The organism is Chamaesiphon sp. VAR_48_metabat_135_sub (assembly GCF_031418915.1).
Lineage (GTDB): Bacteria > Cyanobacteriota > Cyanobacteriia > Cyanobacteriales > Chamaesiphonaceae > Chamaesiphon.
The window spans coordinates 1-25,263 of the sequence record NZ_JANOJV010000041.1 but is presented as its reverse complement, the minus strand read 5'-3'; the positions used below and the strand labels follow the sequence as shown (position 1 = coordinate 25,263).

23 protein-coding genes are annotated in these 25,263 nt (G+C 44.5%); 15 read left to right on the top strand and 8 right to left on the bottom strand.

The window, feature by feature from the left end; genetic code table 11:
• Positions 1-137: 137 nt before the first annotated feature.
• A complete protein-coding gene (locus RMO55_RS03130; RefSeq protein ID WP_310423359.1) occupies positions 138-875 on the bottom strand; it encodes a response regulator in 738 nt (245 codons plus the stop codon).
• A 261-nt stretch (positions 876-1,136) separates the two neighbouring features.
• On the opposite strand from RMO55_RS03130, the gene lipA reads away from it, so the two are divergent.
• From lipA to RMO55_RS03080, 10 genes are all read left to right on the top strand, one after another.
• Positions 1,137-2,036 (top strand): lipoyl synthase, encoded by a 900-nt coding sequence (lipA, locus tag RMO55_RS03125; protein WP_310423355.1) that lies wholly within the window; start codon positions 1,137-1,139, stop codon positions 2,034-2,036.
• Between the two features lie 161 nt (positions 2,037-2,197).
• The gene (locus tag RMO55_RS03120; RefSeq protein WP_310423352.1) at positions 2,198-2,479 is read left to right on the top strand and encodes a PqqD family protein; all 282 of its coding nucleotides are present in this window, start codon (positions 2,198-2,200) and stop codon (positions 2,477-2,479) included.
• Positions 2,451-2,933 carry a lasso peptide biosynthesis B2 protein gene (locus RMO55_RS03115; RefSeq protein WP_310423349.1) on the top strand — a complete coding sequence of 161 codons (483 nt, stop codon included), beginning with the start codon at positions 2,451-2,453 and terminating at the stop codon, positions 2,931-2,933. Before RMO55_RS03120 ends, RMO55_RS03115 begins: the two co-directional genes overlap by 29 nt.
• Positions 2,930-4,819, top strand: coding sequence for an asparagine synthase-related protein (locus tag RMO55_RS03110; RefSeq protein ID WP_310423346.1), 1,890 nt, complete (start codon positions 2,930-2,932; stop codon positions 4,817-4,819). The genes RMO55_RS03115 and RMO55_RS03110 overlap by 4 nt, the downstream gene beginning before the upstream one ends.
• 64 nt (positions 4,820-4,883) lie before the next feature.
• The gene (locus RMO55_RS03105; protein WP_310423343.1) at positions 4,884-5,024 is read left to right on the top strand and encodes a hypothetical protein; all 141 of its coding nucleotides are present in this window, start codon (positions 4,884-4,886) and stop codon (positions 5,022-5,024) included.
• A gap of 15 nt (positions 5,025-5,039) precedes the next feature.
• A complete protein-coding gene (locus RMO55_RS03100; protein WP_310423341.1) occupies positions 5,040-6,041 on the top strand; it encodes a hypothetical protein in 1,002 nt (333 codons plus the stop codon).
• 134 nt (positions 6,042-6,175) lie between these two features.
• Positions 6,176-7,366, top strand: a complete 1,191-nt coding sequence (locus RMO55_RS03095; protein ID WP_310423338.1) for a class I SAM-dependent methyltransferase — start codon at positions 6,176-6,178, stop codon at positions 7,364-7,366.
• Positions 7,367-7,409: 43 nt separating this feature from the next.
• Positions 7,410-8,231: a hypothetical protein gene (locus RMO55_RS03090; protein ID WP_310423335.1), complete on the top strand. Its 822-nt coding sequence runs from the start codon at positions 7,410-7,412 to the stop codon at positions 8,229-8,231.
• A gap of 25 nt (positions 8,232-8,256) precedes the next feature.
• Entirely contained in the window at positions 8,257-10,122 is a 1,866-nt protein-coding gene (locus RMO55_RS03085; RefSeq protein WP_310423332.1) for an ABC transporter ATP-binding protein, read from the top strand.
• Positions 10,123-10,179: 57 nt separating this feature from the next.
• Positions 10,180-11,409, top strand: coding sequence for a nucleotidyltransferase family protein (locus tag RMO55_RS03080; RefSeq protein WP_310423328.1), 1,230 nt, complete (start codon positions 10,180-10,182; stop codon positions 11,407-11,409).
• A gap of 108 nt (positions 11,410-11,517) precedes the next feature.
• Here the strand turns inward: RMO55_RS03080 and RMO55_RS03075 are convergent, their stop codons facing one another.
• The 3 genes from RMO55_RS03075 to RMO55_RS03065 form a co-directional block, all read right to left on the bottom strand.
• Positions 11,518-12,414, bottom strand: a complete 897-nt coding sequence (locus RMO55_RS03075; protein WP_310423325.1) for a hypothetical protein — start codon at positions 12,412-12,414, stop codon at positions 11,518-11,520.
• A gap of 578 nt (positions 12,415-12,992) precedes the next feature.
• The gene (locus RMO55_RS03070) at positions 12,993-13,256 is read right to left on the bottom strand and encodes an ArsR/SmtB family transcription factor (RefSeq protein ID WP_396134153.1); all 264 of its coding nucleotides are present in this window, start codon (positions 13,254-13,256) and stop codon (positions 12,993-12,995) included.
• 161 nt (positions 13,257-13,417) lie between these two features.
• Positions 13,418-13,588 (bottom strand): metallothionein, encoded by a 171-nt coding sequence (locus RMO55_RS03065; protein WP_310423319.1) that lies wholly within the window; start codon positions 13,586-13,588, stop codon positions 13,418-13,420.
• Between the two features lie 215 nt (positions 13,589-13,803).
• On the opposite strand from RMO55_RS03065, the gene RMO55_RS03060 reads away from it, so the two are divergent.
• On the top strand, positions 13,804-14,817 hold the full coding sequence (locus tag RMO55_RS03060; RefSeq protein ID WP_310423316.1) for a type I glyceraldehyde-3-phosphate dehydrogenase: 1,014 nt from the start codon (positions 13,804-13,806) through the stop codon (positions 14,815-14,817).
• 91 nt (positions 14,818-14,908) lie between these two features.
• Here RMO55_RS03060 and RMO55_RS03055 read toward each other — a convergent pair whose 3' ends face one another.
• Positions 14,909-16,054, bottom strand: coding sequence for a glycosyltransferase (locus RMO55_RS03055; RefSeq protein WP_310423313.1), 1,146 nt, complete (start codon positions 16,052-16,054; stop codon positions 14,909-14,911).
• Positions 16,055-16,475: 421 nt separating this feature from the next.
• On the opposite strand from RMO55_RS03055, the gene clpP reads away from it, so the two are divergent.
• The gene (gene clpP, locus RMO55_RS03050) at positions 16,476-17,087 is read left to right on the top strand and encodes an ATP-dependent Clp endopeptidase proteolytic subunit ClpP (RefSeq protein WP_310423310.1); all 612 of its coding nucleotides are present in this window, start codon (positions 16,476-16,478) and stop codon (positions 17,085-17,087) included.
• Between the two features lie 108 nt (positions 17,088-17,195).
• Here clpP and thiO read toward each other — a convergent pair whose 3' ends face one another.
• The 3 genes from thiO to RMO55_RS03035 all read right to left on the bottom strand — a co-directional run bounded on the left by thiO (position 17,196) and on the right by RMO55_RS03035 (position 20,934).
• Positions 17,196-18,263: a glycine oxidase ThiO gene (gene thiO / locus RMO55_RS03045; RefSeq protein WP_310423307.1), complete on the bottom strand. Its 1,068-nt coding sequence runs from the start codon at positions 18,261-18,263 to the stop codon at positions 17,196-17,198.
• Between the two features lie 138 nt (positions 18,264-18,401).
• Positions 18,402-19,481, bottom strand: coding sequence for a family 10 glycosylhydrolase (locus RMO55_RS03040; protein WP_310423303.1), 1,080 nt, complete (start codon positions 19,479-19,481; stop codon positions 18,402-18,404).
• 187 nt (positions 19,482-19,668) lie between these two features.
• Positions 19,669-20,934, bottom strand: a complete 1,266-nt coding sequence (locus RMO55_RS03035) for a HAMP domain-containing sensor histidine kinase (protein WP_310423300.1) — start codon at positions 20,932-20,934, stop codon at positions 19,669-19,671.
• 231 nt (positions 20,935-21,165) lie between these two features.
• Between RMO55_RS03035 and RMO55_RS03030 the strand changes: the two genes are divergently transcribed.
• The 3 genes from RMO55_RS03030 to RMO55_RS03020 all read left to right on the top strand — a co-directional run bounded on the left by RMO55_RS03030 (position 21,166) and on the right by RMO55_RS03020 (position 25,097).
• Entirely contained in the window at positions 21,166-21,864 is a 699-nt protein-coding gene (locus RMO55_RS03030; RefSeq protein WP_310423297.1) for a HEAT repeat domain-containing protein, read from the top strand.
• Positions 21,865-22,096: 232 nt separating this feature from the next.
• On the top strand, positions 22,097-22,627 hold the full coding sequence (locus RMO55_RS03025; protein WP_310423294.1) for a phycobiliprotein lyase: 531 nt from the start codon (positions 22,097-22,099) through the stop codon (positions 22,625-22,627).
• 442 nt (positions 22,628-23,069) lie between these two features.
• The gene (locus tag RMO55_RS03020) at positions 23,070-25,097 is read left to right on the top strand and encodes an NAD(P)H-quinone oxidoreductase subunit 5 (protein ID WP_310423290.1); all 2,028 of its coding nucleotides are present in this window, start codon (positions 23,070-23,072) and stop codon (positions 25,095-25,097) included.
• Positions 25,098-25,263: the final 166 nt, after the last annotated feature.

Here is a 25,263-nt window from a genome sequence, read left to right as displayed (position 1 = left end):
GAGTAACGTTCCACTAAAAAGCTCGCAATGTGACGATCTCCATGTTATTGGAGTAACTTACTGTAGCGACTTCAATGACTTCGCCGATTACAATCAAGACATCACTTTCAACTTTCCACTTTCAACTTTCAACTAACCTAAGTTAGTCTTTTCTTAATTAACACAACCAACTGACCCAGTTGTTTTTTCAAGGTGCTAATCTCTATCTCAAGTTGAACGACCTTTTGGATCGTAGCTTGATGCTCTGTATTTTTGGCTTGTTGAAAAGCTTCAAATCTAGCAGTTAAATCTTGAATTTCAGCGTGTTGGAATTGATTGGCAGCTAATAGTTGTGCTTGTAACTCCTTGATTTCCGTCGTAGTAACTGTTTCGCCCGCTGCAATCTGCTTGTTAGCTCGATCGATTTGAGCTTGCAACTGAGCGATTTCATTACTATTAATTTGAGCTTCTGCGACAGTTAAGACAGATCCAGGTAATTCGGCCATTCGAGGACGTGCTTTCCGCGCTTTGGTCATCGCCACCCGAATCGCTTCAGCAAGAATAACCCGATCGAATGGTTTCTCGATGAATTCAAAATACTCAAATGGTTCGGAAATCTTACTAGTGACTTCCTCTTTTTTCCCTGACATCAACACCAAGGGAATTTTCTGATATTCTGGATGTGCCTGAATTTGCTGAAACACATCCCACCCACTCATTTTGGGTAGGATGAAGTCTAGCATAATCAGCGCAGGATGTTCTTTTTCGACAAAGTCGATTCCCTCAAGCCCATCTTTTGCTTCGATCACTTCAAAGTCACCTTCTGGAAGCATATCCCTGACTGTCTTCCTGATCACGCGACTATCATCAATTACCAAGATTTTGCTAGTTGCCACACTTGACTCCTTGTTGTCTTTGTTTGAACTTAGGTGTTTTTATCGATCGTTACTCCTATCCTTATAATTCAGACGGTTTGACCTAGTTTCAGTGCAAATTGATAAAATTGGTAAAAAAATTCTACCTCGTTTCCTTAACTTATCGTAAATTAGGGTTAGAGGGCTAGGCTTTAGGCTTTAGGCTTTGGGTTTTAGGAGTAATAATCTTCCAGTCCCTTTTACCTTTTACCCCACACCCCACACCCACACCCCCAGACCCCCATGCCCTCCTCCCCCACAGATTTAGATTGGCGCACCGAAGTTCAAGCTTTACCACCCTGGTTGCGTCGATCGATCGGTACAGCTAGCGAACTTTCTACAGTGCAGCAGATTATTAAGCAACGTCAGATTCATACGATCTGCGAGGAGGGTCGTTGTCCCAATCGTGGTGAGTGCTACAGTCAGAAGACGGCTAGTTTTCTGTTGATGGGGCCAACATGCACCCGCAGTTGTGGTTTCTGTCAAGTGGATAAGGGACATGCACCGATGCCATTAGATCCTCAGGAGCCAGATAAGGTAGCTGAAGCTGTGGGATTGCTCGGACTGCGGTATGTGGTATTGACAGCGGTAGCGAGAGACGATCTCGATGACGGTGGAGCTGGTTGGTTTGTAAAAACGATCGACGCAATTCGATCGGTTAATCCTGAGACTCAGGTGGAGGTGTTGACTCCAGATTTTTGGAGTGGGAAGGATGCCGAACAGCAACAACGAGAACGGATTGCCACCGTAGTTGGCGCACAACCTGCTTGTTATAACCATAATGTCGAAACAGTAGCTAGACTGCAAGATCGAGTGCGCCGTGGGGCAAAATACGCTCGATCGCTAGATGTGCTCAGTCATGTCAAAGCATTAGATCCTAGCATTCCCACTAAGTCGGGGTTGATGCTGGGACATGGGGAAACCGAAGCCGAAATTATCGAGACATTACAAGATCTCAGATCGATCGAGTGCGATCGAGTTACATTGGGACAGTATATGCGACCATCTTCAGAACATCTCCCTGTAGTCAAGTACTGGACTCCCGCTGAGTTCGATCGATTAGGCGCAATTGCCACGGAATTAGGTTTCCACCATGTTCGATCGGGTCCTTTGGTGCGAAGTTCTTATCATGCGGGGGAGTGAACTAGAGGGTAGAGGGTGGACGCTTGTGTCCTCCGAACCCCGAATCCCGAACCCCGAACCCCGAATCCCGAACCCCGAACCCCGAATCCACACTTCCAAAACTCAGATGCCCAAAATATTGTACAATCGACCCTTACCCCCTTTTCTAGTAATTTGGATTAATGCTGACACTTAAACAGAAGGTTGCTGTAAAGCAAGACATCTTAGTCCAAAACGTAGATGGCGAACTCGTCTTACTAAATTTGGAGAGCGAAGAATATTTTGGACTCGATGATGTTGGCAGTGCGATGTGGTCTTGTCTGAAAGAGTCAGAATCATTACAAACTGCTTACGATCGATTGCTCGATCGATATGATGTCGATTCCGAACAGTTAAAGCAAGATTTCTTAAACTTGGTCGAACGATTTGTCGAACATGAACTGGTTGAAATTACTCAAGCGTAAGGCTCAAATTATATTCAGTCTGTCCGAGTACGAACGATCTCTACTGTTCCAAGCCCTGTGCCTATTGCCTGCGGTTGCCATTTTGGTAAATTTTAAGGGCTTGCGCTTTAGCCAAAAGATGCTGTTACGACTACCCACAAGCAGCAGTTCGGTTGATGATACAGTAGCTGAAATCGATCGGGTATGGATGACGGAACGAATGGTGCGAGTTGCGGTGCGGTACAATCACCTGTGGACGAATTGTTTAAAACAATCTTTGGTGTTGTGGATTTTGTTGCGATCGCAGGGAATCATAAGTGAATTACGGATCGGGGTGCAACGCGAGTCAGATAAATTTTCGGCTCATGCCTGGGTCGAGTATCAGGGCGTGGTTTTGAATGATACCGAGGATGTCCGTCAGCGTTTTCAAGCGTTCGATCGTTCATTTGAACAACCTGTTGGGGAAAAATTGTGAGTGGGATTGTTGCTCTAATTCATACCGATCGATCGCCTGTCGATCCGCACTTATTAGGTCGGATGAATGATTTTATGACCTTTCGCGGGCCAGATGCTCAAACGATTTGGTCGCAGGATTTTGTTGGGTTTGGACATACGATGTTGCGGACGACGTGGGAATCAGCAGCCGAGTCGCAACCATTTACGATCGACCGACAGGTGTGGATTGTTGCTGATGCACGGATCGACGATCGGCAGACTTTAATCGAGCAGCTAGATTTTAGGCAAGAAAGCGGCGATCGTAAGGAAATATTAACTGATGTCGAGCTAATTTTGCAAGCATATCTCCGCTGGGGTGATGATTGTGCCGATCGCTTATTGGGAGACTTTGCTTTTGTAATTTGGGACGATCGCCAACAGCGGTTATTCTGCGCTAGAGACCACTTTGGTGTGAAGCCGTTTTACTATAGTCAGGTGAACAACTGCTTGCTAATTAGTAATACCCTCGATTGTCTGCGCCAACATCCACAGGTATCTAGTAAATTGAACGAGCGGACGATCGGCGATTTGCTGCTGTTCGACATGAATTACGATCTCGAAACGACAGCATTTGCCGATATTCAAAGATTGCCAGCAGCTCACACATTTACGTGGTCGTCAGAGCGGGGAGTGCAGACGCGACGGTATTGGACGATGCCAGTACCAGAGCTAATTCGATATGCAAATCCTCAAGATTATCTCGATCGATTTCAGGAATTGATGGGTCAATCAGTTGGAGATCGCTTGCGAACCGATCGAGTTGCTAGTTTTTTTAGTGGTGGACTCGATTCGACCACAATTGCCGCCACCGCATTGGCTGTCGCCAAACAGCGATCTCAGCCACTCGATCTCAAAGCTTTTAGCATCGTCTATGATACACTCATCCCCGATCGAGAACGCTACTATGCGGGACTCGCCGCCGACAAATTGGGGATGGCGATCGATTATCAAGTCGCTGATAACTACGATCTCAATGCTAGTTTGACAAGCGCAAAATTTCAACTACCAGAGCCATCCAACAATCCTCTACAGGAGCTGGATTGGGACAGTTTTCGACGAGTATCAGCTCATAGTCGAGTCGTATTGTGTGGCGATGGTGGTGATGAATCTCTCACTCCCACCACAGTCCGAGAAATGATCCAAACTATGTCGCTAATTGACGTAGGATTAGATGTGAGCCGTTCCTTATTTGGTTTTGGAGTCAAACCGCATTGGGGATCGGGTTTGCTAGGCAGAATGCGACGGTGGCGGCAGCCAGAGCGAAAGCTACAGGGATATCCAACTTGGCTAAATCCAGATTTTGTTCGATCGATGGAACTCGCACAGCGATGGTCGGAAATTAAAGATCGACCAAAGAAATTGGTGGATTCGCCTCGATCGCCAGCCTATCATAAGAGTACATCGATGCTGTGGGCAGCTATTCTAGAGTATAACGATCCTGGCTATTCGGGCATTCCGGTCGAAGTCAGACTCCCATTTATCGATCTGCGATTGCTAAATTATTTATTAGCATTGCCCCCAACACCTTGGTGTGTTGATAAAATGTTAATGAGAGCGGCAATGAAAGATATTCTGCCGACAGAAGTTAGACTACGACCAAAAACACCGCTAGCGGGAGATCCTTTGGCAGCAAAAGGATTGCAGAGCATGAATCGAGTGTCAGTGTCGAACATACTGCCCGCCATTGAGAGTTATGTTAATATCGGTGGCATATACCAATTGCTCGAATCGATCAATTCGCTAAACGGATGGGAATACTGGGAATATCTGATTCCGATTAGTTTCGCTTACTGGTTCGATCGACACCTGGATGTTGTCAAAGACGATCCTTTGCAACCATTCCCCCGACGGCACGATACATCTTAGTCTCAGGATTAATTGAATATCTGTCCGATCGGTTACACACTTAAAATCACCCCGAATTAAAATTATGAGCAAGCAAACTTACCACCAGCCAGAATTTCGGATGTACGGAAACATCAGTGTCATGACCCAAAATATGGGGAATACATCTACTGCTGCTGCCGATGGAGGTACTGGACTCGGTACTGCTAAAAAGAAAACATCCTAGCAGTTTCATTCACTGATGAAATATTACCGGATTTACGGTCTAGGTTTGACTGTTAATATCGCTCTACCAGGTCCTATTTCGATAGACAGCCTGCCGAGCGATCTTCCTATTGTCGATGTTGTGTTGGGGGAATTACCGAGTTGGCTGACGGAAACGCCAGATCGATCGGGAATTCCCCCCAATTGGTACGAATGCGCCGAAAAATCTGACTTAGTAGGATCGGAGACGGTGCCACTACTTCAGGTCTGGCAAGTCGGGATGGGGCAATATTTTTATTGCCGCTATCACGACGAAACTACCTTTGTGATTAATCGGCTGGGTACCCAAATTTGGGCTACCTGGCCCGACGATCTCACCCTAGAAGACACCGCCGTCTATCTATTAGGGCCGATCTTGGGTTTTGTCCTCAGACTTCGGGGTACAGTTTGTCTCCATGCCAATGCGATCGCGATTGGCGATCGAGTTGTAGTTTTGGTTGGAGCGGCAGGAGCGGGCAAATCGACCACAGCCGCCGCCTTTGCTCAACAAGGCTATGCAATTCTATCCGACGATGTAGTGCCAATAATAGATCGAGGTGATAACTTCCTCATCGAACCTGCATATCCGCGCATCCGACTGTGGGATTCATCAGTTCGCGCACTGTACAGTGCTGCTGATGCCCTACCGCGCCTCGTCCCCACTCACCCGACTTGGGATAAAAGATATTTAGATTTGAGTCAAACTGGGTATAAGTTTCAAACAGAACCATTACCCTTAGCCGCAATCTACTATCTCAACGAGCGCAGTGACAATCGATCGTGTCCTTGTGTCGCCCCAATGACAACTCAGGAACAGTTAATCACCCTTGTGACGAATACTTATACCAACTATCTATTGGATAAATCCCTCCGCGCCCAGGAATTTGAATTCCTAAGTCGGGTGGTAAAATATATTCCCGTCCGCCAAATTACTCCACATACTGATATCGCACGGTTAGACGATTTGATAGACACGATCGTCAGCGATTTTCCAGTCTAGCAATCCTAAGAGAAAGGGGGGGTTAGGTTTTAGGTTTTAGGCTTTAGGCTTTAGGGGTAAAGGGTAAAAGCACCCCTCCCTGCTCCCCGCTCTCTGCCCCCCGCTTCCCGCACCCCGCTTCCCCCCAATATTTAATGAGCAGTTCAATCCAAGGCTATAGCATTCCTGGCTACGGTGATATGATCGTCGATCGACAGCGACTCGATCCTTATGTCCAAGCCTTGAAAGCAGCAATTAAACCTGGTGCAGTGGTATTGGATATTGGCACGGGAACGGGTTTTTTTGCCGTCCTTGCCTGTCAATTTGGGGCGAGTAAAGTTTATGCTATCGAACCAGACGATGCCATCTCCGTCGCCCGACAGGTGGCGATCGATAATCACTGTGCTGATAAAATTGAGTTTATCCAAGCTCTCTCCACAGACATCGATCTCCCCGAGCGAGTAGATGTAATTATCTCTGACTTACGGGGTATCACTCCAATTTATCAGCATCATTTTGCCGCAATCGCCGATGCGAGATCTCGATTTCTCAAACCTGGTGGCGTGCAGATTCCCCAACAGGATCGGGTTTGGGCGACTTTAATTAGCGATCCAGATTACTATCAATCTAAATATCTCTCACCTTGGGAAGATGCTCCCTATGGCTGCATTTTGACTGCCAATCGCCAATTTGTGACTAATAACTGGGAGAAGCATCGACTTCATCCAGCGCAATTGCTCGTCGATCCTCAAGTTTGGGCGACTCTCGACTACACTACCAAGATCGAATCTAATGTCAAAGCTACCATGACTTGGACAGTCGATCGCTGGCGGGGACTTTCCGAAACAGAATCGGGCACTATGCATGGAATTGGCATGTGGTTTGATACTACCTTAGCTGAAGGGATTGGCTTCTCCAATGCTCCAGACAAACCAGAATGTATTTATGGAAATGCTTTTTTGCCGCTCTCTGCTCCAGTCGATTTAGGACATGGAGATCTAGTTACTGTGACTCTCCAAGCCAATTTGATTGGCGATGACTATATTTGGTCTTGGCAAACTAAAGTCATCGCTGGAGCCGATCCTCACCACATTAAAGCCGATTATCAACAATCTACCTTTTTCAGCATACCAAGATCTGCTCAAGCCTTACAGACTCGATCGGACAGCTATATTCCCAGCATCAACGAATCTGGTAAAATCGACCTGATTATTCTCAACTGGATGGATGCAGGTAAGTCTTTGGGCGACATAGCTCAACATTTGAATTTACAATTCCCCCATCGTTTTCCCACTGTCGCAAAAGCTTTGAGTTATGTAGCAGAGCTAGCTCAGAAATATAGTTGAATTAGTGAATGGTGAATGGTGGATGGTGGATAGTAATAAAACTATGGATAATATTTTTCCTTGGTATGATTCGATCTGGTTATCAGATTATGTTCGGGCTAAGAGACTAATTGAGACTAACTATCCCAATAAGTATTTAGAGTTTGTTGATGCCTTTGAACCTTTAAAAACGCGATCGAATTTTGAGACGATGACGATCGATAATATCTTCGATGATGAGACTTTTGCACGGATTGAGGATTCGATCGCTCAACTGAGTAAATCGGAACTAGAACGACAGGAACTATTGAGATTCGGTCGATTGGTGGTTCATGACAATGCTTACTTTACTGAACTCCATCATCAAATCACCCCATTAGTCAGCGATCTCGTTGGTGAACTAGTCGAGCCAAGTTATAACTTTCTCAGTTTGTATAATAATTTAGGTATTTGTCGGGTACACATGGATGCGCCTTATGCTAAATATACTTTAGATCTATGTGTCGATCGATCTCATTCTTGGCCGATTTACTTTAGTCAAGTTAGAGATTGGCCTGAAGACTTTGACAATCGATCGGATTGGGAGCAGGCAATTGAAACCGATCCCGAAAATATCTTTACCGCTCACGATTTAATTCCGCGTCAAGCGGCGATCTTTTCAGGTAGCAGTCAGTGGCATTATCGCCACCGCATTCCACAACAGATAGACAATAATTTTTGCCACTTACTATTCTTTCACTTTCTACCCAAAGGCATGGCAAACACGATCGATCCTCGCAACTGGGCAAAACTATTCGATCTACCAGAACTAAGTCAACTATATCCCCGACTTCTTCAAGAAGTCGGGGATATGTCATCAGGTTATATGTCGGAAAAACAGATGTAGGGGGTGTTAGCAATAGCTTCAAAAATTGATAATTATCAATTATCAATTACTCGTACTGAGCGTAGCCGAAGTATCAACTATCAATTATCAACCAATCTTGAAATCCTTAATTGTCAATCTTCGGCGTGCGATTCACCTTGTCTGGGAAAGTTCTCCCCGCTGGACATTGGTTAGTTTTGGATTGCTGTTAGTTCAGGGACTGTTACCCCTGGGACAACTCTATCTGATGAAACGCCTGATTGATACCCTCACCCTCAGCGTTACCGCTGGAGCCTCAGCTCAAACCCTCCAATCCGCGCTAATCTGGATTGGAATTGCTGGACTGGTTGCCATCCTTAATGATGCCTGTAGTGCCCTCAGCAAGCTCACTCAGACCATCCAGACTGAAGCAGTGAGCGATCGAGTCCACCATTTGCTCCATACTAAATCGATTCAGGTCGATCTGCAATATTACGAGAACACTGACTATTACAACACCCTGCACCGTGCCCAAGAGCAAGCCACCTACCGCCCGCAAATGGTCTTGTCTGGTCTCCTGCAAGTCGGACAAAGTAGTCTCTCCCTCCTGGGCATTCTCGCTTTACTTGCAGCCCTAAACTGGATGGTTCCCCTCCTGCTCCTCGTCGCGACTATTCCAGGAATTCTGATTCGGTTTAGATATACGGGCAGAGCTTACGGACGAATTAGCTCGTGGACAGAACGCGAGCGTCAAGCTGACTACTTCCATACCCTGCTCACCACCGAACCATCCGCTAAAGAAATTCGCCTCTTCAATCTCGGACATTTATTTAGCCAGTGGTTCCAAAAGCTCCGCAGCAGCATCCGCCGAGAAAAAATTCAACTCGCCACCCAGCAATCTAGCATCGATGTCATTACTCACAGCAGTGCGACTATCGCTGTCGCTCTCGCCTGTGGCATTACCGCTTATCAAACCATTCAGGGGATCGTTACCCTAGGCGGATTTGTGATGTATTATCAAGCCTTCCAAAGGGGGCAAGGTTTTTTACGCGAACTCCTCAGTCAGATGGTAAGTCTCTATGAAAATAGTCTCTTTCTCCAAGATTTTTACCAATTTCTAGACCTCAAACCCACTATTTTTGCACCCTTACAGCCTCAAACACTACCCACTACCTGGAACAATGGGATTCGCCTGGAAAATGTTAGCTTTAACTATGCTCACAGTCAGCGTTCGGTACTAAAAAATATTAACCTGACGATTGCGCCTGGTGAAGTTATTGCCATTGTTGGTGCTAATGGTGCGGGTAAATCTACGCTGATCAAATTATTATGTCGCCTTTACGACCCGACAACGGGTAGGATTACACTTGAAGACGAAGACTTACGCAACTACTCTCCCACCGATTTACATCGTCAGATTAGCGTTTTATTTCAGGATTATATCCAGTACCAACTCACTGTTCGCAAAAATATTTGGCTGGGAGATACCGAGGTGGAGCCTAGTACCGAAAGAATTTGGGACGCAGCTCGTGCGGCTGGTGCTAAGATGACGATCGATCGACTTCCACAAGGACTCGATACCCGTCTGGGCAACTGGTTCGAGCATGGCGAAGAATTGAGTATCGGACAATGGCAAAAAATCGCCCTGGCGCGGGCATTCTTGCGAGATGCCCAACTGATTATTTTAGACGAACCAACCAGTGCGTTAGATCCACATGCGGAAGCCGAAGTATTCGACAGGTTTCGCCAACTTGTAAAAGGGCGAACCGCGATTGTCATTAGCCATCGATTATCTACAATTAAAATGGTCGATCGAATCTTGGTATTATCTAACGGACAGATCGCCGAGTGCGGATCTCACGATGAATTGATGCAGCAACAAGGTTTGTATGCTCGATTATTTACCACTCAAGCACAGCACTACCAGCTTTAGGCTTTAGGCTTTAGGCTTTAGGCTTTAGGCTTTAGGAAAAATTCTAAAAACATCGATATGAAACTAGCATCTACCATAACTTTAGAACAAAACGATCGCCAATTCGAGCGACAGTCGGAAATCGAACTGCTACTCTGTTGTAGCCGCACTCATCCAGATTCATTGCAAATCAATCAAATTCAAGCATTAGTTCGACAGCCGTTAGATTGGAACTATATCCTAGAAAGAGCAACTTATCACAATGTTCTACCATTACTAGATCGACAAATCCAGCAGCTTAAACCTGGTACCATTCCGACTGAAGTAATCGAACAGCTTCAAGCTAATTTTAATGAAAACTTTCAGCGCAATCTTCACCTGACAGCAGAACTAGTAAAACTGAGCCGATTATTTGAAAGTCAATCTATTCCGATGATGTCTTTTAAAGGGCCAATTCTCGCTCAAATTGCCTACGGAAATTTAGCCCTGCGACAATTTGTCGATTTAGATATCTTAGTCGCTGAAGCTGACGTTCTCGCTACCAGTCAGTTGCTAATCAGCCAAGGCTATGAATCACAGTTTGCACTAACAGATCGACAGCAAACTGTCTATACAGGATTACGGAGCGAACAGTGGTTTTGGCATGAAGAAAAACAACTATGCATCGACCTCCACTGGTCGATTTTACCAAAGTATTATTCCTTTACGCCAGATCGACAATTGCTCTGGACTAAAACCAATCTCGTTGAGTTTGGTTCCCAATCTGTTACTACTCTGAATGCAGAACATCTACTATTATTTTTGTGCGCTCATGGTTCCAAACATAACTGGTCAAAATTATATTGGATCTGCGATATTGCCGAATTATTGCGAACTAACCGTGATCTAGATTGGGAATATATTAGTAGCCTGGTAGGTAAATTTGGCACTCAGCGAATGTTATGGTTAGGACTCTATTTAGCCCATCAACTTTTTAGTGCGAACTTACCAGAATCTCTATTATTTCAATTAGAATCTGACTCGAAATTACCAATTTTATTCACCCAAATCAAAGAAATAATATTCCACCCTCAAGCTATTTGTGCAGGCTTAGTTGAAAAAACTTCCACAAATTCTCAAGATGCTGTCTATCGCCAAACAATGACATCATTTAGAGATCGTTCTTGGTACTGGATCGATACGATTCTTACACCAACTCCATTAGAATGGCAGATAGTCACACTACCCCAAGCACTTTTTCCATTATACTATTTAATCCGATTAATTAGACTTTCTCTAAAACACATTTTTCGAGTTTCAGAAGCTTGAATTAGGCTTGAAGTTTTAGGTGTTAGGCTTGCGAAAATATTATTTTACAGCATTAATAATATCTGAAGCTTAGATCGTGAGCAATGCCACCCTATATCTATCTATTGGCTATTCACTATCCACTTTGCTATTGCGATTATAAATATCTTGAGGATTGACACCAATCTCTTGGAGATATTTGTAGATTATTTTCAATCGTTGTTCGGCAATAACGGCACGATTTTCTAATCGATCGAACTTCTGTTCAATTTCAGTGTTTAATTTAATTTGATTTTGTAACTTTTGTTCTAACTTTTTAATCATCGACCATGCTCGATCTGGATCGATTTCTGACTGTTTCTGCTGAATTTTTTTAGCTAAATCGTCAGAATTTGATGGATCTAATGCTGTCATTCCTGGCATTTGCGCTAGTGTTGTCGGACTAGCTACTGGTTGAAGATTTCCTGTAGCTCCAGCGGCATGTTCTTGCATTATTTGCGCCAACCATAGCACCTTGTCATCCCGTTTAAGTACGATTTGACCAGCAATTGTTTTAATTGTAAAAATCCCCGCGTTAACGTTAATATTCTGTACGGGATACCAGCTATTCTTAAAACTTACCAAGATGTCCATGTTAAACCGTTGTTTATTTTGGAATCTTTCAGTCGGCCACCATTTTTTCCATAAAATTGATGGATCGGTGTGCCAAATTCTATAGCCAGCAGGTGTGACAAAATGTTTGTATTCGATAAACCCCGCACGGTTAGCATCACCAAACATCACAAAATCTCGATCGATTAACATTCGATCGATTAATTTAAAAAACGGTGACTTAAATTTGACAACTACAGTTCTTGGCTTATTTTGCAAATACATAATAGCGATCGGATCGCCATTTCTTGCGAGGAGCTGTGACAACCCACCATTTACTTCTAACCGCAGATTATCAGTAGCTAGAAGTCGATCGCTACCCTGGACAAACTTCTCAATTAGCTTGTTATCATCTAGCTCAAAAATATTTGACATTGTTGATTGCTGACTAATCATATTAGTTAATATAAAGTTTGAAAAAATAAATAAATTAGTAAGATTGCCAAGCAATTAGTAATGTAGGAATTGTGGATCTATGATTCCTAGCTATTTGCGGATGGTTTACAGATATATTCGCTAACTTAATAGTACCCATGTTGCTACGATCTCGATCGCTAATCTTTGGCGATTTGTTACAGAGATAATTCCCTTGTGAATCAATCATACTCGACAGGTCTATCTGTTCGTATCCGACAAAAGTCGGAGATTGCTTGAATTAAAGTCAGTTTCTCCTCGCACAGAGGCTACGCCAACAGGCTCAAAATATCTGTCCCACTCTCATACTCCCTTTGCACCCAAGAAATAGACCGTCGAGATCGCAGATTGAAATTGTCTATTCTGCTATCCACTATTCACTGTCTTAAAAAGGTGCTCTACTTGGGGCGAGTGCGGGAACAGGAGTTTCCCCAAATGGATCGCCTCACGGGAAACCCCCTGTTCCCGCACTTTTCGCTATCCACTATCCACTCACGACTCTGGGTGTCTAAGTTGTGAGAATGGGGGGAGTTAAACTTTTAAGTCGGTTCATCTAAATGCTCGGAGACAGTTTGGTACAGATCGAATACATGTCGATCGTGAAGCTGATAAAATACATGGCGACCCTGTTTTCGATAACTGACTAATCGCAATGCTCTAAGTGTTTTGAGTTGATGGGATACGGCTGAATCACTCATTTCTAGTGCAATCGCTAAATCACCAACACAGAGTTCGGCAATTGCCAAAAGTGAGAGCATCCGCAGTCGATTGGGATCGGCTAATAATCCAAAAAAATCCGCCATCCGCTGCGCTTTTTCTAATGCGAGCGCAGGTGGATAAGCAGTTCGATCTGAAGATTCACACAAGTGGGCTTCTTCATCGTCAAAGATATCTAGATTTACTTCAGTCATGAAAGTAGGGTTCAGGTACTAGGTATTTTAACGCCTAAACCCTAAAGCCTAATCTAAGCCGCGTTACAGGTACAGCCAGTACGTCCGCAAACTTGTCCGTTTTTATGACCGTCAGCACAAGCTCCACTACAGTAATTTTGTCCATCTTTGAGGACGGCAGATTCTAGCGAAACCACACACAGGCAAGAGTTACATGCACATTTCATTTGAGTTGCAGTAGTCATGATTTAGTACCTTAATTCACTATCCTTCTACAATAACACATGAATACCTGTTCATGCATTAATTAGTTTGGAATTATAAAGTTGGGGAGTAACGAACACTCCCACCCCTCCCACACCGCCCCTTTCTTGAAAAAAGTCAAAGATGTGTATAGTTTGCGATATGATCTGGTTTTATAAGCGGATACTGAGATTTAGGAAAAGAGGGTTTATAGGCTGTGATTAGAGTAGCGATCAACGGGTTTGGGCGGATCGGACGGAATTTTATGCGGTGTTGGTTGGGGAGAACCAATAGTCACTTGGAAGTTGTAGGCATCAACGATACTTCAGATCCTCGCACCAATGCTCATTTGCTCCGGTACGACACCATGTTGGGCAAATTCGATGCAGATATCAGTGCTGATGACAACACCATTACTGTCAATGGTAAAACGATTAAATGTGTATCCGATCGCAACCCTGACAATTTACCCTGGAAAGAATGGGAAATCGACTTGGTAATTGAGTCTACAGGTGTGTTCATCAGCCATGCTGGTGCTTCCCGCCATATCAATGCTGGGGCGAAAAAAGTGCTGATTACAGCACCTGGTAAAGATGAAGATGGTACATTCGTCGTCGGAGTCAATGACAAAGACTACGACCACAGCAAACATTTCATCATTAGTAACGCTAGTTGTACTACTAACTGTCTAGCACCCTTTGCCAAGGTTCTCAATGACAACTTTGGAATCGTCAAAGGTACAATGACGACCACTCACAGCTACACAGGCGACCAACGCTTGCTGGATGCTTCCCACCGCGATTTACGCCGCGCCCGGGCTGCGGCGATGAACATCGTGCCGACATCTACTGGTGCAGCTAAAGCAGTCTCTTTGGTGTTACCAGAATTGAAAGGTAAACTCAACGGGATTGCGCTGCGGGTACCTACTCCTAACGTATCGGTTGTCGATTTAGTCGTCAATGTTGAGAAGAAAACCTTCGCCGAAGAAGTTAATGCTGCCCTTAAAGCGGCTGCTGAAGGCCCAATGAAAGGGATTTTGGACTTCTGTGAGCTACCGTTAGTTTCCAGCGATTTTAAAGGTACTGATGCCTCTTCGACGATCGATGCCGCACTGACGATGGTGATGGGCGATGATATGGTCAAAGTTGTCGCTTGGTACGATAACGAGTGGGGTTACAGCCAACGTGTTGTCGATCTCGCTGAAATCGTCGGCGAAAAGTGGGTCAGATAGTTATTAGTTGATAGTTGATAGTTAAATATAGGGTGGGCATTAGTGCTCACCCTATATTTATATCTAAAGCCTAAAACCTAACGCCTAAAACCTAAAGCCTAACGCCTAACGCCTCCCCATACAATTGCTCGTGAAGCTTGATAATTGCTTCGAGATCGTAAGTAGACATCCGTTCATAACCTAGTTTACTCATATTTGCTGCTTCTTCAGGTCGATCGAGCATCCAAGTCATTGCGGCTGCTAATCCGTCCACATCGCCAAGATCGACTAATAGTCCACAACCGCCTTCAAGTAAATCTTGAGTACCCCTAATTTTAGTACCGATACAAGGAGTTTCCAAAGCTAGGGACTCCAGTACACATCTGGGTAAACCTTCTTGGGCAGAAACCAAGATATTTGCAGTTGCAGCTCTCATCAGCACTGGAATATCAGATCGATCGCCTAAAAAGTGAATCCGATCGGCAACACCTAATTCTAAGGCTAACTGCCGCATCTTTTCCATCAATGGCCCGCTGCCTGCCAACGCCAAATGGACATCAGATCGATCTAGTCTAGCAAATGCCTCGATCGCATCGACATGGTGCTTGCGGGGCGTAAATTCTGCTACTGAGAGCAGCAAATGAGTATCCACACTGATGCCTAAATCCTGCCGTACCTTAATTACTGCTGGCTCTGGCACCGCATGGCGATTGTAATACTTTAAATCTACGCCAATTCCAGGCATATAGCGAGAATGACCTGGCGAGACTAACTTATATTGTAATGTCGCCACTTTATCCTCATGATTGATAGTGACTAAATAATCCGTCCAATTACCCGCCAACTTTTCTAAATTGATAAACGTCGCATTTTTTAAAGGATTACCCCCTTGATAGAAATGAAAGCCATGCGCCGTATAAATAATTTTAACTTTCAATCGATCGCGTAAATCCTTCAATGCATATCGTGTCACAAAAGCGGCAACTGGAGTATGGACGTGGACGATATCATATTTTTCCCGCGTCACAATCTCGCGAATTACGCCTGGAGCCGCCAATAAATTGCGAGGATCGAGGGGGTTACGCGACCATTCAACCTCCCACACTCGATCGAATCCTTGCTGGCATTCCGGCGAAGTTGAAACCCCACAAGCCATCGCATCTACTTGCCATCCTTGCGATCGAAAATGCGCGGCAAAAGGCAACAGAAAACTACACAGGGTACTGGGAACAGTCGTAATTATTAAAAGTCTGTTCATATCTTGTCTAAATTAGCAAAAATATTGAGGATAAACCGCAATAGCGGGATCGTAGGAAAATTAAAACTTATTCAAATAGACTCAAATTACAGGTGATACGTGCCCGATCTCGTCCAAGTAAAATCTATGCATCAGCATTTATATGGTGATACCGATCCTTTTCGGCACGATCGGGACATAAGGATTTAGCTGTCATTGATGTGAATAATTTGCAATATTTTAACTAGCACCTCTAGCGGCGAATCTTAAATCGATCGCAATCGTCTCAATATGTAATCGTCCAGTATAGCAAGGAAGAGTCAGAAGTCCATCAGGAGATTTACCTACTCAATATCCGATCGTCATTTAGTACGGATACCCCTAGACCTTTAGCCCCTAGATTGGGTAATAATAAAAAGAATCGATATATATTGTCATAGCTATGATACCTACCGTAATTGAACAGTCTGGGAGAGGCGAACGCGCCTTTGACATTTATTCTCGGCTATTGCGCGATCGAATTATCTTCTTGGGCAGCCAGGTAGATTCAGATTTAGCCAACTTAATTGTGGCGCAATTGCTATTTTTGGAAGCAGAAGATCCAGAAAAGGATATCTATGTGTATATCAATTCCCCTGGTGGTTCGGTTTCGGCGGGAATGGGCATCTTTGATACGATGAACCAAATTCGCCCCGATGTCTGCACCGTCTGCATGGGATTTGCAGCGAGCATGGGTGCGTTCTTATTGAGTGCTGGAGCCAAGGGAAAACGGATGAGTCTACCGAGTTCGCGGATTATGATTCACCAGCCTTTAGGCGGCGCACAGGGGCAAGCTACGGACATTGCGATCCAAGCTAAAGAAATTCTCTACATCAAGGGTAAATTAAACGATCTATTAGCCCAACACACGGGGCAACCTTTGGAGAAAATCCAAGAAGATACCGATCGAGATTTCTACATGTCTGCTGTCGAAGCCAAGGAATATGGTTTAATCGACACGGTGATCGATCGACGTGTCAGTGCTTCTAATCCTCCTCTGGCTCTAGTTCAGTAATATCTCTTTATATCTCCGACAGATCTCCCTAGATTTGCCCTAAGAAACCAAAAATTGCTCTCTTAGGGCAGATTTAGGGGGATCGCCATCAAGTGTGGTTTTTAAAAATCAACTAGGTTCAAACCGTTGCCAACTGAAGGAGGATAATAAGTTATCTCCTTGCTGGTGCCATACTAAATCGGCAATTAATTTCGCAGTAATCGGAGTCAATAAAATCCCATTTCGATAGTGTCCAGTAGCTAGAGTGAGATTATCAGCGGCACTCGGGCCTAAAATAGGTAATTCATCGGGTGTCGCTGGACGAAAACCCCACCAAGTTTCGTGGAGGGGAAAATCCTGGAGCTGAGGAAATAAGCGGATGGCATTGGTTATCAGTTGCTCAATCCCTTTGAGTGTATTGTGTGGTGCAAACCCGACATCTTCACTAGTCGCACCAATAATAATTTTGCCATCTCGACGCGGCACGATGTAGGTTTCTTCGCCAAATAATACTTGTTGAAGGGGTAAATTAGCTCTTTGCGCGGTGGGCACCAAGACCGATAACAGTTGTCCCTTTCTGGGGACGATCGGAATCGGCAAGAGCTGCTGCGACCAAGCACCTGTCGCTAAGATATAATGCTGTGCGGACATGTTGCCCCGATTGGTTTCTAGCTGTGTCACTCGTCCCCGATCCCGATCGATCGCTGTAACTTCGACCCCATCTAGAAATTTTACACCGAGAGTTTGGCTGGCGATCGAAAGCGATCGAATCAAGGCGCGATTATCAACTTGTCCATCGGCTGGATACCAATAGCCACCGACGATCGAATCACTCAATGCCGCTTGATGCTGGTGGATCGTTTGACGATCCAACCAATCTTCATTTCGTTCGCAATCGTCATAATGCGGTGCTAAAATTCCACATGCCCAATAGCCTGTGTCTACTCCCGAAATCGACTCAATTTTATTTACCCACTCTGGGTATAAGTCTCGACTAGCCAAACATAAATCTAACATCGATCCGGTGGGAATTTTTTCGGCCTGCGGTGCCAACATGCCCGCTGCGGCATGTCCGGCGGCAGCTTGGAAGTCTTGGCACAAAACGGTGACTTCCGCGCCCAGCAGACGCAATTCTATGGCTGTGGCCAAACCAATGACACCACCACCAATGACGATTATTTCACTACCAGACTGCATCGATCGATTCTCCACGGCAGATACCTTGCCGAAGCTGCTTACAATGCGATCGAGTTTAACTCAGATTTCGATCGGATTGGCAGGGATTTTGTCACAGGATCTTAGATCTATGTTAGTCGGCAGATCGGAGACTCTTCTTCAACCCACAGGTGATGTGGGATCGAAGATATCGAAGAGTTGCGATTTAGTCCTGCTGATGGGATTGGGTGCGAGCTGTTCGTGAAATAAAGTTTCATAGAAAAAACAAGCTAAACCACTAAATTGTCCAGCAGAAACTATGGCGACTTGCTCTTTGAGAATCGGGCTGGGAATCGGTCGAGTTCTCAAGCCAGCCAAAATCCCAATCGAGGTGGGAATTTTCAGCCGCGCAGCTTGAACTTCTGGTTTGGTTAATTCTAGTTCAAAAGCATCGATTCGATCGCGATATACTTGTAAAACTAGCTCATCCATCAAGCCTAATTCTTGCCATTTTTGCCAGTCAGCGAGATATCGATTGCGAGAAAAAGTCAGGGGATTTGGTGAGATCGATACGATACAATCGCGACGTGCAGATTTGACGGCACTAACGATCTGTTGCAACAATTCGGTTAATTGGGCTGCACCCCATTCCACCCACACTTCACTATCATGTTCGATCGGTGCCATGTCACCAAAATTATGTTGTTGAAACAATTGTTGGCTGAATTTATCGTAGCCCATTTCTTGGGGAAAGCAAAAATGGTCGTCTAATTGAATTCCCGCCACTGGATACTTTTTGACAACCTCTACAATCATATCTACCATAAATTTACGGACACGATAATGACAGGGATTCAACCAAGCATTGGGATCTAATTCACCATTAGCACCTTGAATGCGTTGGGAATTTTCGTTAATGTCGAGAGTTAGTAAATCTCGGTTGTTTATGGCGATCGTCGATTTGGGCGGTACCATTAATCCATATTCAAACCACGGAATCGTGCGCATTTTTAACGGGTGTGCTAATTCGAGAATTTCAGCCAGTACATCTCGCCCAACAAATGGACTATTTGGTAACAAAGCAGATCCAGTTAATTGCTGGGCAACTTGACTCGGATATAATGTATAACCACGTTGCCAAACAACTGGATAAATCGTATTAAATCCCAGTTCTGACAGACGTTGTAATCCTTCTGCCAGATCCTTGCGAGAATTCATGACTGCACTATCAATATTCGTCAACCAAACAGCTTTTAACATAGAGAAGTTAGCAATCTCACCTCAGAGGATTTGAATACAGAAATATTTGGCGTTGCTGGATCGGGGTATGAAAAATTAGAGGAGAAAGGGGGAGGGTGGAGCTGGAAGAATAAAGTGTAAGAACGGTAAATCATGCTTTAATTCAGCAACGTCGAATATTTTTATTCTTAAAAGGAGAGGCTTTAATTCAAAAATGATAATTATCAATTATCAATCTATTACCTATCGGCAGTTTAACAGTAAACTCAGTCCAGCCAGAATTGCTAGTGACATGAATTTGACCGTTTAATTGCCGTACTATTTTTTGAACCAGAGATAGTCCCAACCCCGTACCACCTTGTTGAGATCGATCGCTGCCAGGAATCCGGTAAAATTGTTCAAAAATGTGGGGTAAATGTTGCACTGAAATTTCTGCTTGATTTTTAACGACGATGGAAATCCAACTTGCATTTCCATCGATTCTGACGATAATCTCTCCATCTGCATGAGTATATTTACAGGCATTATTTAATAACTCTGTGAAAATTTTGTTCAAGCAAACTCGATCGATTTCAATGGTTGGTATCCATTCAGATGCAGAAGCGTTTAATTTTTGGTGGTGACTATTGGCACGATGAATGAATGGTTCGATGGTAATTGGTAACCAAGTGGCAATTTCTACTGGTTCGAGATTTAGACCATCGATTGACAGTTCCAGTCGTTGTAAATCCAGGATATCATTAATTAATTCGACTTCGCGCTCGCATTCTTGTTCCAATATTGATAAGTATTTTTGAGCGCGATGACCTAGCAATAAATTGGATATTTGCGAATCTGTCCTTAAGCTGGATGTCAACATTTGTGCTGCCATTTTAATATTCATCAATGGTGCTCGTAAATCATGAGAGATATTATTGATGAAATCATCCTTTTTTTGACAAATAGACTCTAATTCAGAAATTCGTTCGATTAATTCAGCTAAATCTGATAACGGGGATGAACTAGCTGGTAGAGATCCGTTACTTGTTCTAGCTCCAGTCAGCAAATTCATCGCTGTCAGTAGTTGTTGTCCTAAAGCTTGTACCCAAGATAAATCTTGTGGTGTCCAAACACTATTTAAATTTCCAGATAGACAAATTCTCCCCCACAATTGACTCTGACTCTTGCCACCAGCACTGGGCTGTTCGAGTAAGGGGATAAATACATATCGATCGCAAATATTGAGATTCATTACCGTTGTCATTGTTGTGAATTCAACAATTTCTCTCTGCTGTAAGCGACGATCGATCTCTTCAGCTTTTTCAGGTTCTAAGTTTAGATTCAATTGTCCCAAGTCTGGTAACTGAGCAATTGTCAACCATCGATGTAATTGTGATTGATATTGTTGAATTAATACCCCGTCCAGAACTAAAATTTCTTGAATTTGGGCGGCGGTAAGTTGACAGAGATAAGTTGAGTCGATGTGACTGATCATGGATAATTATCGGGGGTTCTCGATCGGGTATTGATAAGCTAGTGATTAGCTAAATTTAATGGTGAAGTCAGGGATACAAGGGTCAAGGGTTTAATTTAACAATTTATTTTAAATGGTGAATACCTAATTTACCTATCGCATGGTGGATGCTAGGCATGGTGATAAAGTCTGTCCGATCGTCGGATTAATAAAATTTGTTACAATCTAGAGATAAAGAATGATAAAAAGTATATGAGCGATTTTCCAGCGGAAGGGGTAAGCCAACGAGAACCAGCGGAGCCAGCATTACTGGCAAAACAGTTGGAGAGTCCAGATCTAAAAGATCGAATGGTAGCATTAGCATCCCTGCGAGATCTCCCCGCCGATGTCGCATTACCATTAATCAAAAAAGTGCTCAATGATGAAAGTTTACAACTGCGATCGATGGCAGTGTTTGCTCTGGGTGTCAAAGTCACACCAGAATCTTACTCGATTTTGATCGAGATCCTCACTAATGACCCAGATTATGGGATTCGCGCTGATGCCGCAGGTGCCCTAGGCTATTTAGAAGATATTCGCGCCTTTGAAGGACTCGTCAGGGCATTTTATGAGGATACAGACTGGTTAGTGCGCTTTAGTGCGGCTGTAGCATTGGGCAATTTAAAAGATCCGCGTGCTTTTGATGTGCTGATCAAAGCTCTAGATGCGCCAGAAGTCGTTCTCCAACAAGCTGCAATTGCCGCATTGGGCGAGATTAAAGCTGTGGCAGCGATCGATCGATTGTTACTATTCATCGAGTCCGAAGACTGGTTAGTGCGCCAACGCTTGGCTGAATCATTAGGCCAATTACCTACCCCGAAAAGCATTTCGGCTCTGAAGTATCTCACCAAAGACCATCATCCTCATGTCGCAGCAGCGGCAACTATCTGTTTGCAACGGATGGAGGGCTAGAGGACTGGGGATGTGGGGATTGGGAAACGGCAAGACGGGGACTTGGGGATTTGTTAATATGCTTTCGCTTCTTATTCGTCAGAGGCTTCGCCAACGATAACGCCAGAATCGGTAAGTGGGAAGGTTATACTATTTATTGGTTTAAATCTAATTTTTAAGATTAACAATTAACAGTTTCCAAAAGATCTAACTCCTGCCCTCTACCCTCTATCCCTACCCTCCCCCCTCTTTTATGAATGTCCGAGAATTTTTTGAGTTGAGTGCTGGTAAATGGTTTTCCCAAAAGACTAGTCACCATCTAACCTTAAAACAGTCAGAGCATGGAAAAACCGATTTAGTCATTGAGATCTTACCCAACGACAATCCTCACGTTATTCAATTGTGTCAACAAGTAGGTATCGATCCCAGCCTAACTTGGGGTGGTGCTAAATATACCTGGAAAGGCACCGTTAGTTGGGATACTCAGCCCCAAAACCCAGCAAATCAGCAGGGCGAAACCATTGTCGTCTCCATTCCAGATCTGCCAGCAGCCCATACTGGCAGACTCTTTCGCGCTGATAATGGCACTACGCCTCAAGTAGCCCAATATCAGATGGGTGATGATGACGCTTTAACTCTAGTAACAAAGCAGGAAAGTATCTGCTTTGAAGAACGAATTTGGTTTGAGAGTGATAATGTTCGACTCCGCACAACAATGATCGCACAGGCTAATGGCGACTCTCTTGCTTCCTTTTACTCAGAAATTCGGATGGGTGGAAAGTAACAGCATTATCTTCATCAGTGCCATAAATCCCCTAAATTTTAGCAGCAAAGCTGCTAACTAATCAGATATCACTGGTGGGGATCGGTATAATTACTCATAGCAGATTCGATTACCTCGCGGCGCAACTATGCCAACGATTGAATGTCACTAAATACGGTTCGGTTAAAGCAATATCTGTTCTAGAGTTAGTCCGCGTTGACGTAACATGGCTTCTCTGACGAGACGCTACGCGAACGGAACGGCATCGGCGGATTTTGCAACACCAGCCGCGATTTCAATCGCCAGCTAACCACAACGGATTGGGATGTCACTCACCTTTAACTTAGTTAAAGGTGATGCTCCAACTGGGGAATACTTTGTATAACAGTGGTATTCATCCGCTCCAGTCAACAATCACTCCAGTTAGTTTGTCCATCCTTAATCATTAGATTTCAACATATACATGGAAGCACTATACGATTACGCCTGGTTGATTCCAGTATTTCCCCTTGCTGGGGCGATGCTAGTCGGATTGGGATTAATTTCGCTCAATAAATTTACCAATGGACTGCGCGAACTGAATGCAGTCCTAATTATTTCGTTAATGGGTGCGGCGATGGCGGCATCATTTGCCCTTCTTGCTAGTCAGTTTCAGGGACATCCCACTTACATTTATGCCTTTGAATGGGCATCTGCGGGCAGTTTCCATCTGAGTATGGGTTACACGATCGATCATCTGACATCATTGATGTTAGTAATTGTTACTACTGTCGCCATGTTGGTGATGATCTACACCCACGGGTATATGTCTCACGATCCTGGGTATGTTCGGTTTTATGCCTATTTGAGTCTATTTAGCTCTTCGATGTTGGGCTTAGTAATTAGCCCCAACCTCGTGCAGGTATATATCTTCTGGGAATTAGTCGGGATGTGTTCGTACCTGCTGATTGGTTTCTGGTACGATCGCAAAGGTGCCGCTGATGCTTGTCAAAAGGCATTTGTGACGAACCGCGTTGGTGACTTTGGCTTACTCTTAGGGATGCTCGGACTTTACTGGGCGACTGGTAGTTTTGACTTCCAAATCATCGGTGACAGACTCCAAGAATTAGTCGCGTCGGGCGCAATTGGTGGCGGTTTAGCCGCACTCCTGGCAATCTTAGTATTTATGGGGCCAGTTGCTAAATCTGCTCAATTCCCGCTCCATGTCTGGCTTCCAGACGCAATGGAAGGCCCTACCCCGATTTCGGCTCTAATTCACGCCGCGACGATGGTAGCAGCGGGCGTATTCCTAATTGCGCGGATGTATCCTGTGTTTGAGCATATCCCCACAGCGATGGATACGATCGCCTGGACGGGTGCAACTACAGCCTTTCTGGGTGCATCGATCGCGATTACCCAAAATGATATCAAAAAAGGACTCGCCTACTCCACTATGTCCCAATTGGGCTACATGGTGATGGCGATGGGTGTCGGTGCTTATTCTGCTGGTTTATTCCACCTGATGACTCATGCTTACTTCAAAGCGATGATGTTCCTCGGCTCCGGTTCCGTCATCCACGGGATGGAAGATGTCGTCGGACACAATCCTGTGCTCGCCCAAGACATGCGCCTGATGGGTGGACTCCGCAAACATATGCCCATCACCGCTGGTACCTTCTTTGTCGGTACCCTAGCAATCTCAGGAATTCCCCCCTTCGCGGGATTTTGGTCGAAAGACGAAATCCTCGGAGCCACATATGCCTCAAATCCCCTCTTGTGGGTGGTTGGATTCGCCACAGCAGGGATAACTGCGTTTTACATGTTCCGCATGTATTTCTCGACCTTTGAGGGCAGTTTCCGAGGCAATGACAAGAAGATTCAACAGCAATTACTTGCAGCAGCTCGTCCCAGTGGCGCGGATGCTCATGATGACCACGCCCATGACGATGCTCATGCTCATCATCATGCTGCAAATCCTCATGAATCACCTTGGAGCATGACTTTACCCCTAGTTATTCTCGCCGTACCTTCAGCCCTCATCGGTTTAGTTGGCACACCATTTAATAACTACTTCGAGGCGTTTATCTCCGCACCTGGACATGTCGCCGAACATGCTCATGAATTCGATCTCAATGAATTCTTGATTATGGCGGGTAGTTCAGTCGGTATCGGTTTAATCGGCATAACTTTAGCATCGCTAATGTATCTTAGCCGTAAAATCGATCCTAGTTCGATCGCTTCCAAAATTCCTACCCTCTACAATCTTTCGCTCAATAAGTGGTACATCGACGATATTTACAATAGTGTCTTCGTCGTCGGTTTACGTCGGGTTGCCCGTCAGGTAATGGAAGTAGATTATCGCGTCGTTGATGGTGCCGTGAATCTGGCTGGTTTAACCACATTGCTCGGCGGTGAAGGTTTGAAATATCTCGAAACCGGACGCGCTCAATTCTACGCCTTGATTGTCTTTGGCGCAGTCTTAGGTTTAGTGGTTGTTTTCGGAATTACCTAAGTTATTAGGTAGCAAAAAAAGGTAGGGATAATGTCTTGTCGGTTTTATTAGGAGGTTCCCACCGAATAAAACCGCCGCGTCATTAATTGCCCCTACCTCTTTTTTTTCTTGCGATATAGATAGAGATTAAAACAAAAAACGAATATTTCTTAGTCTTAAACCCCCC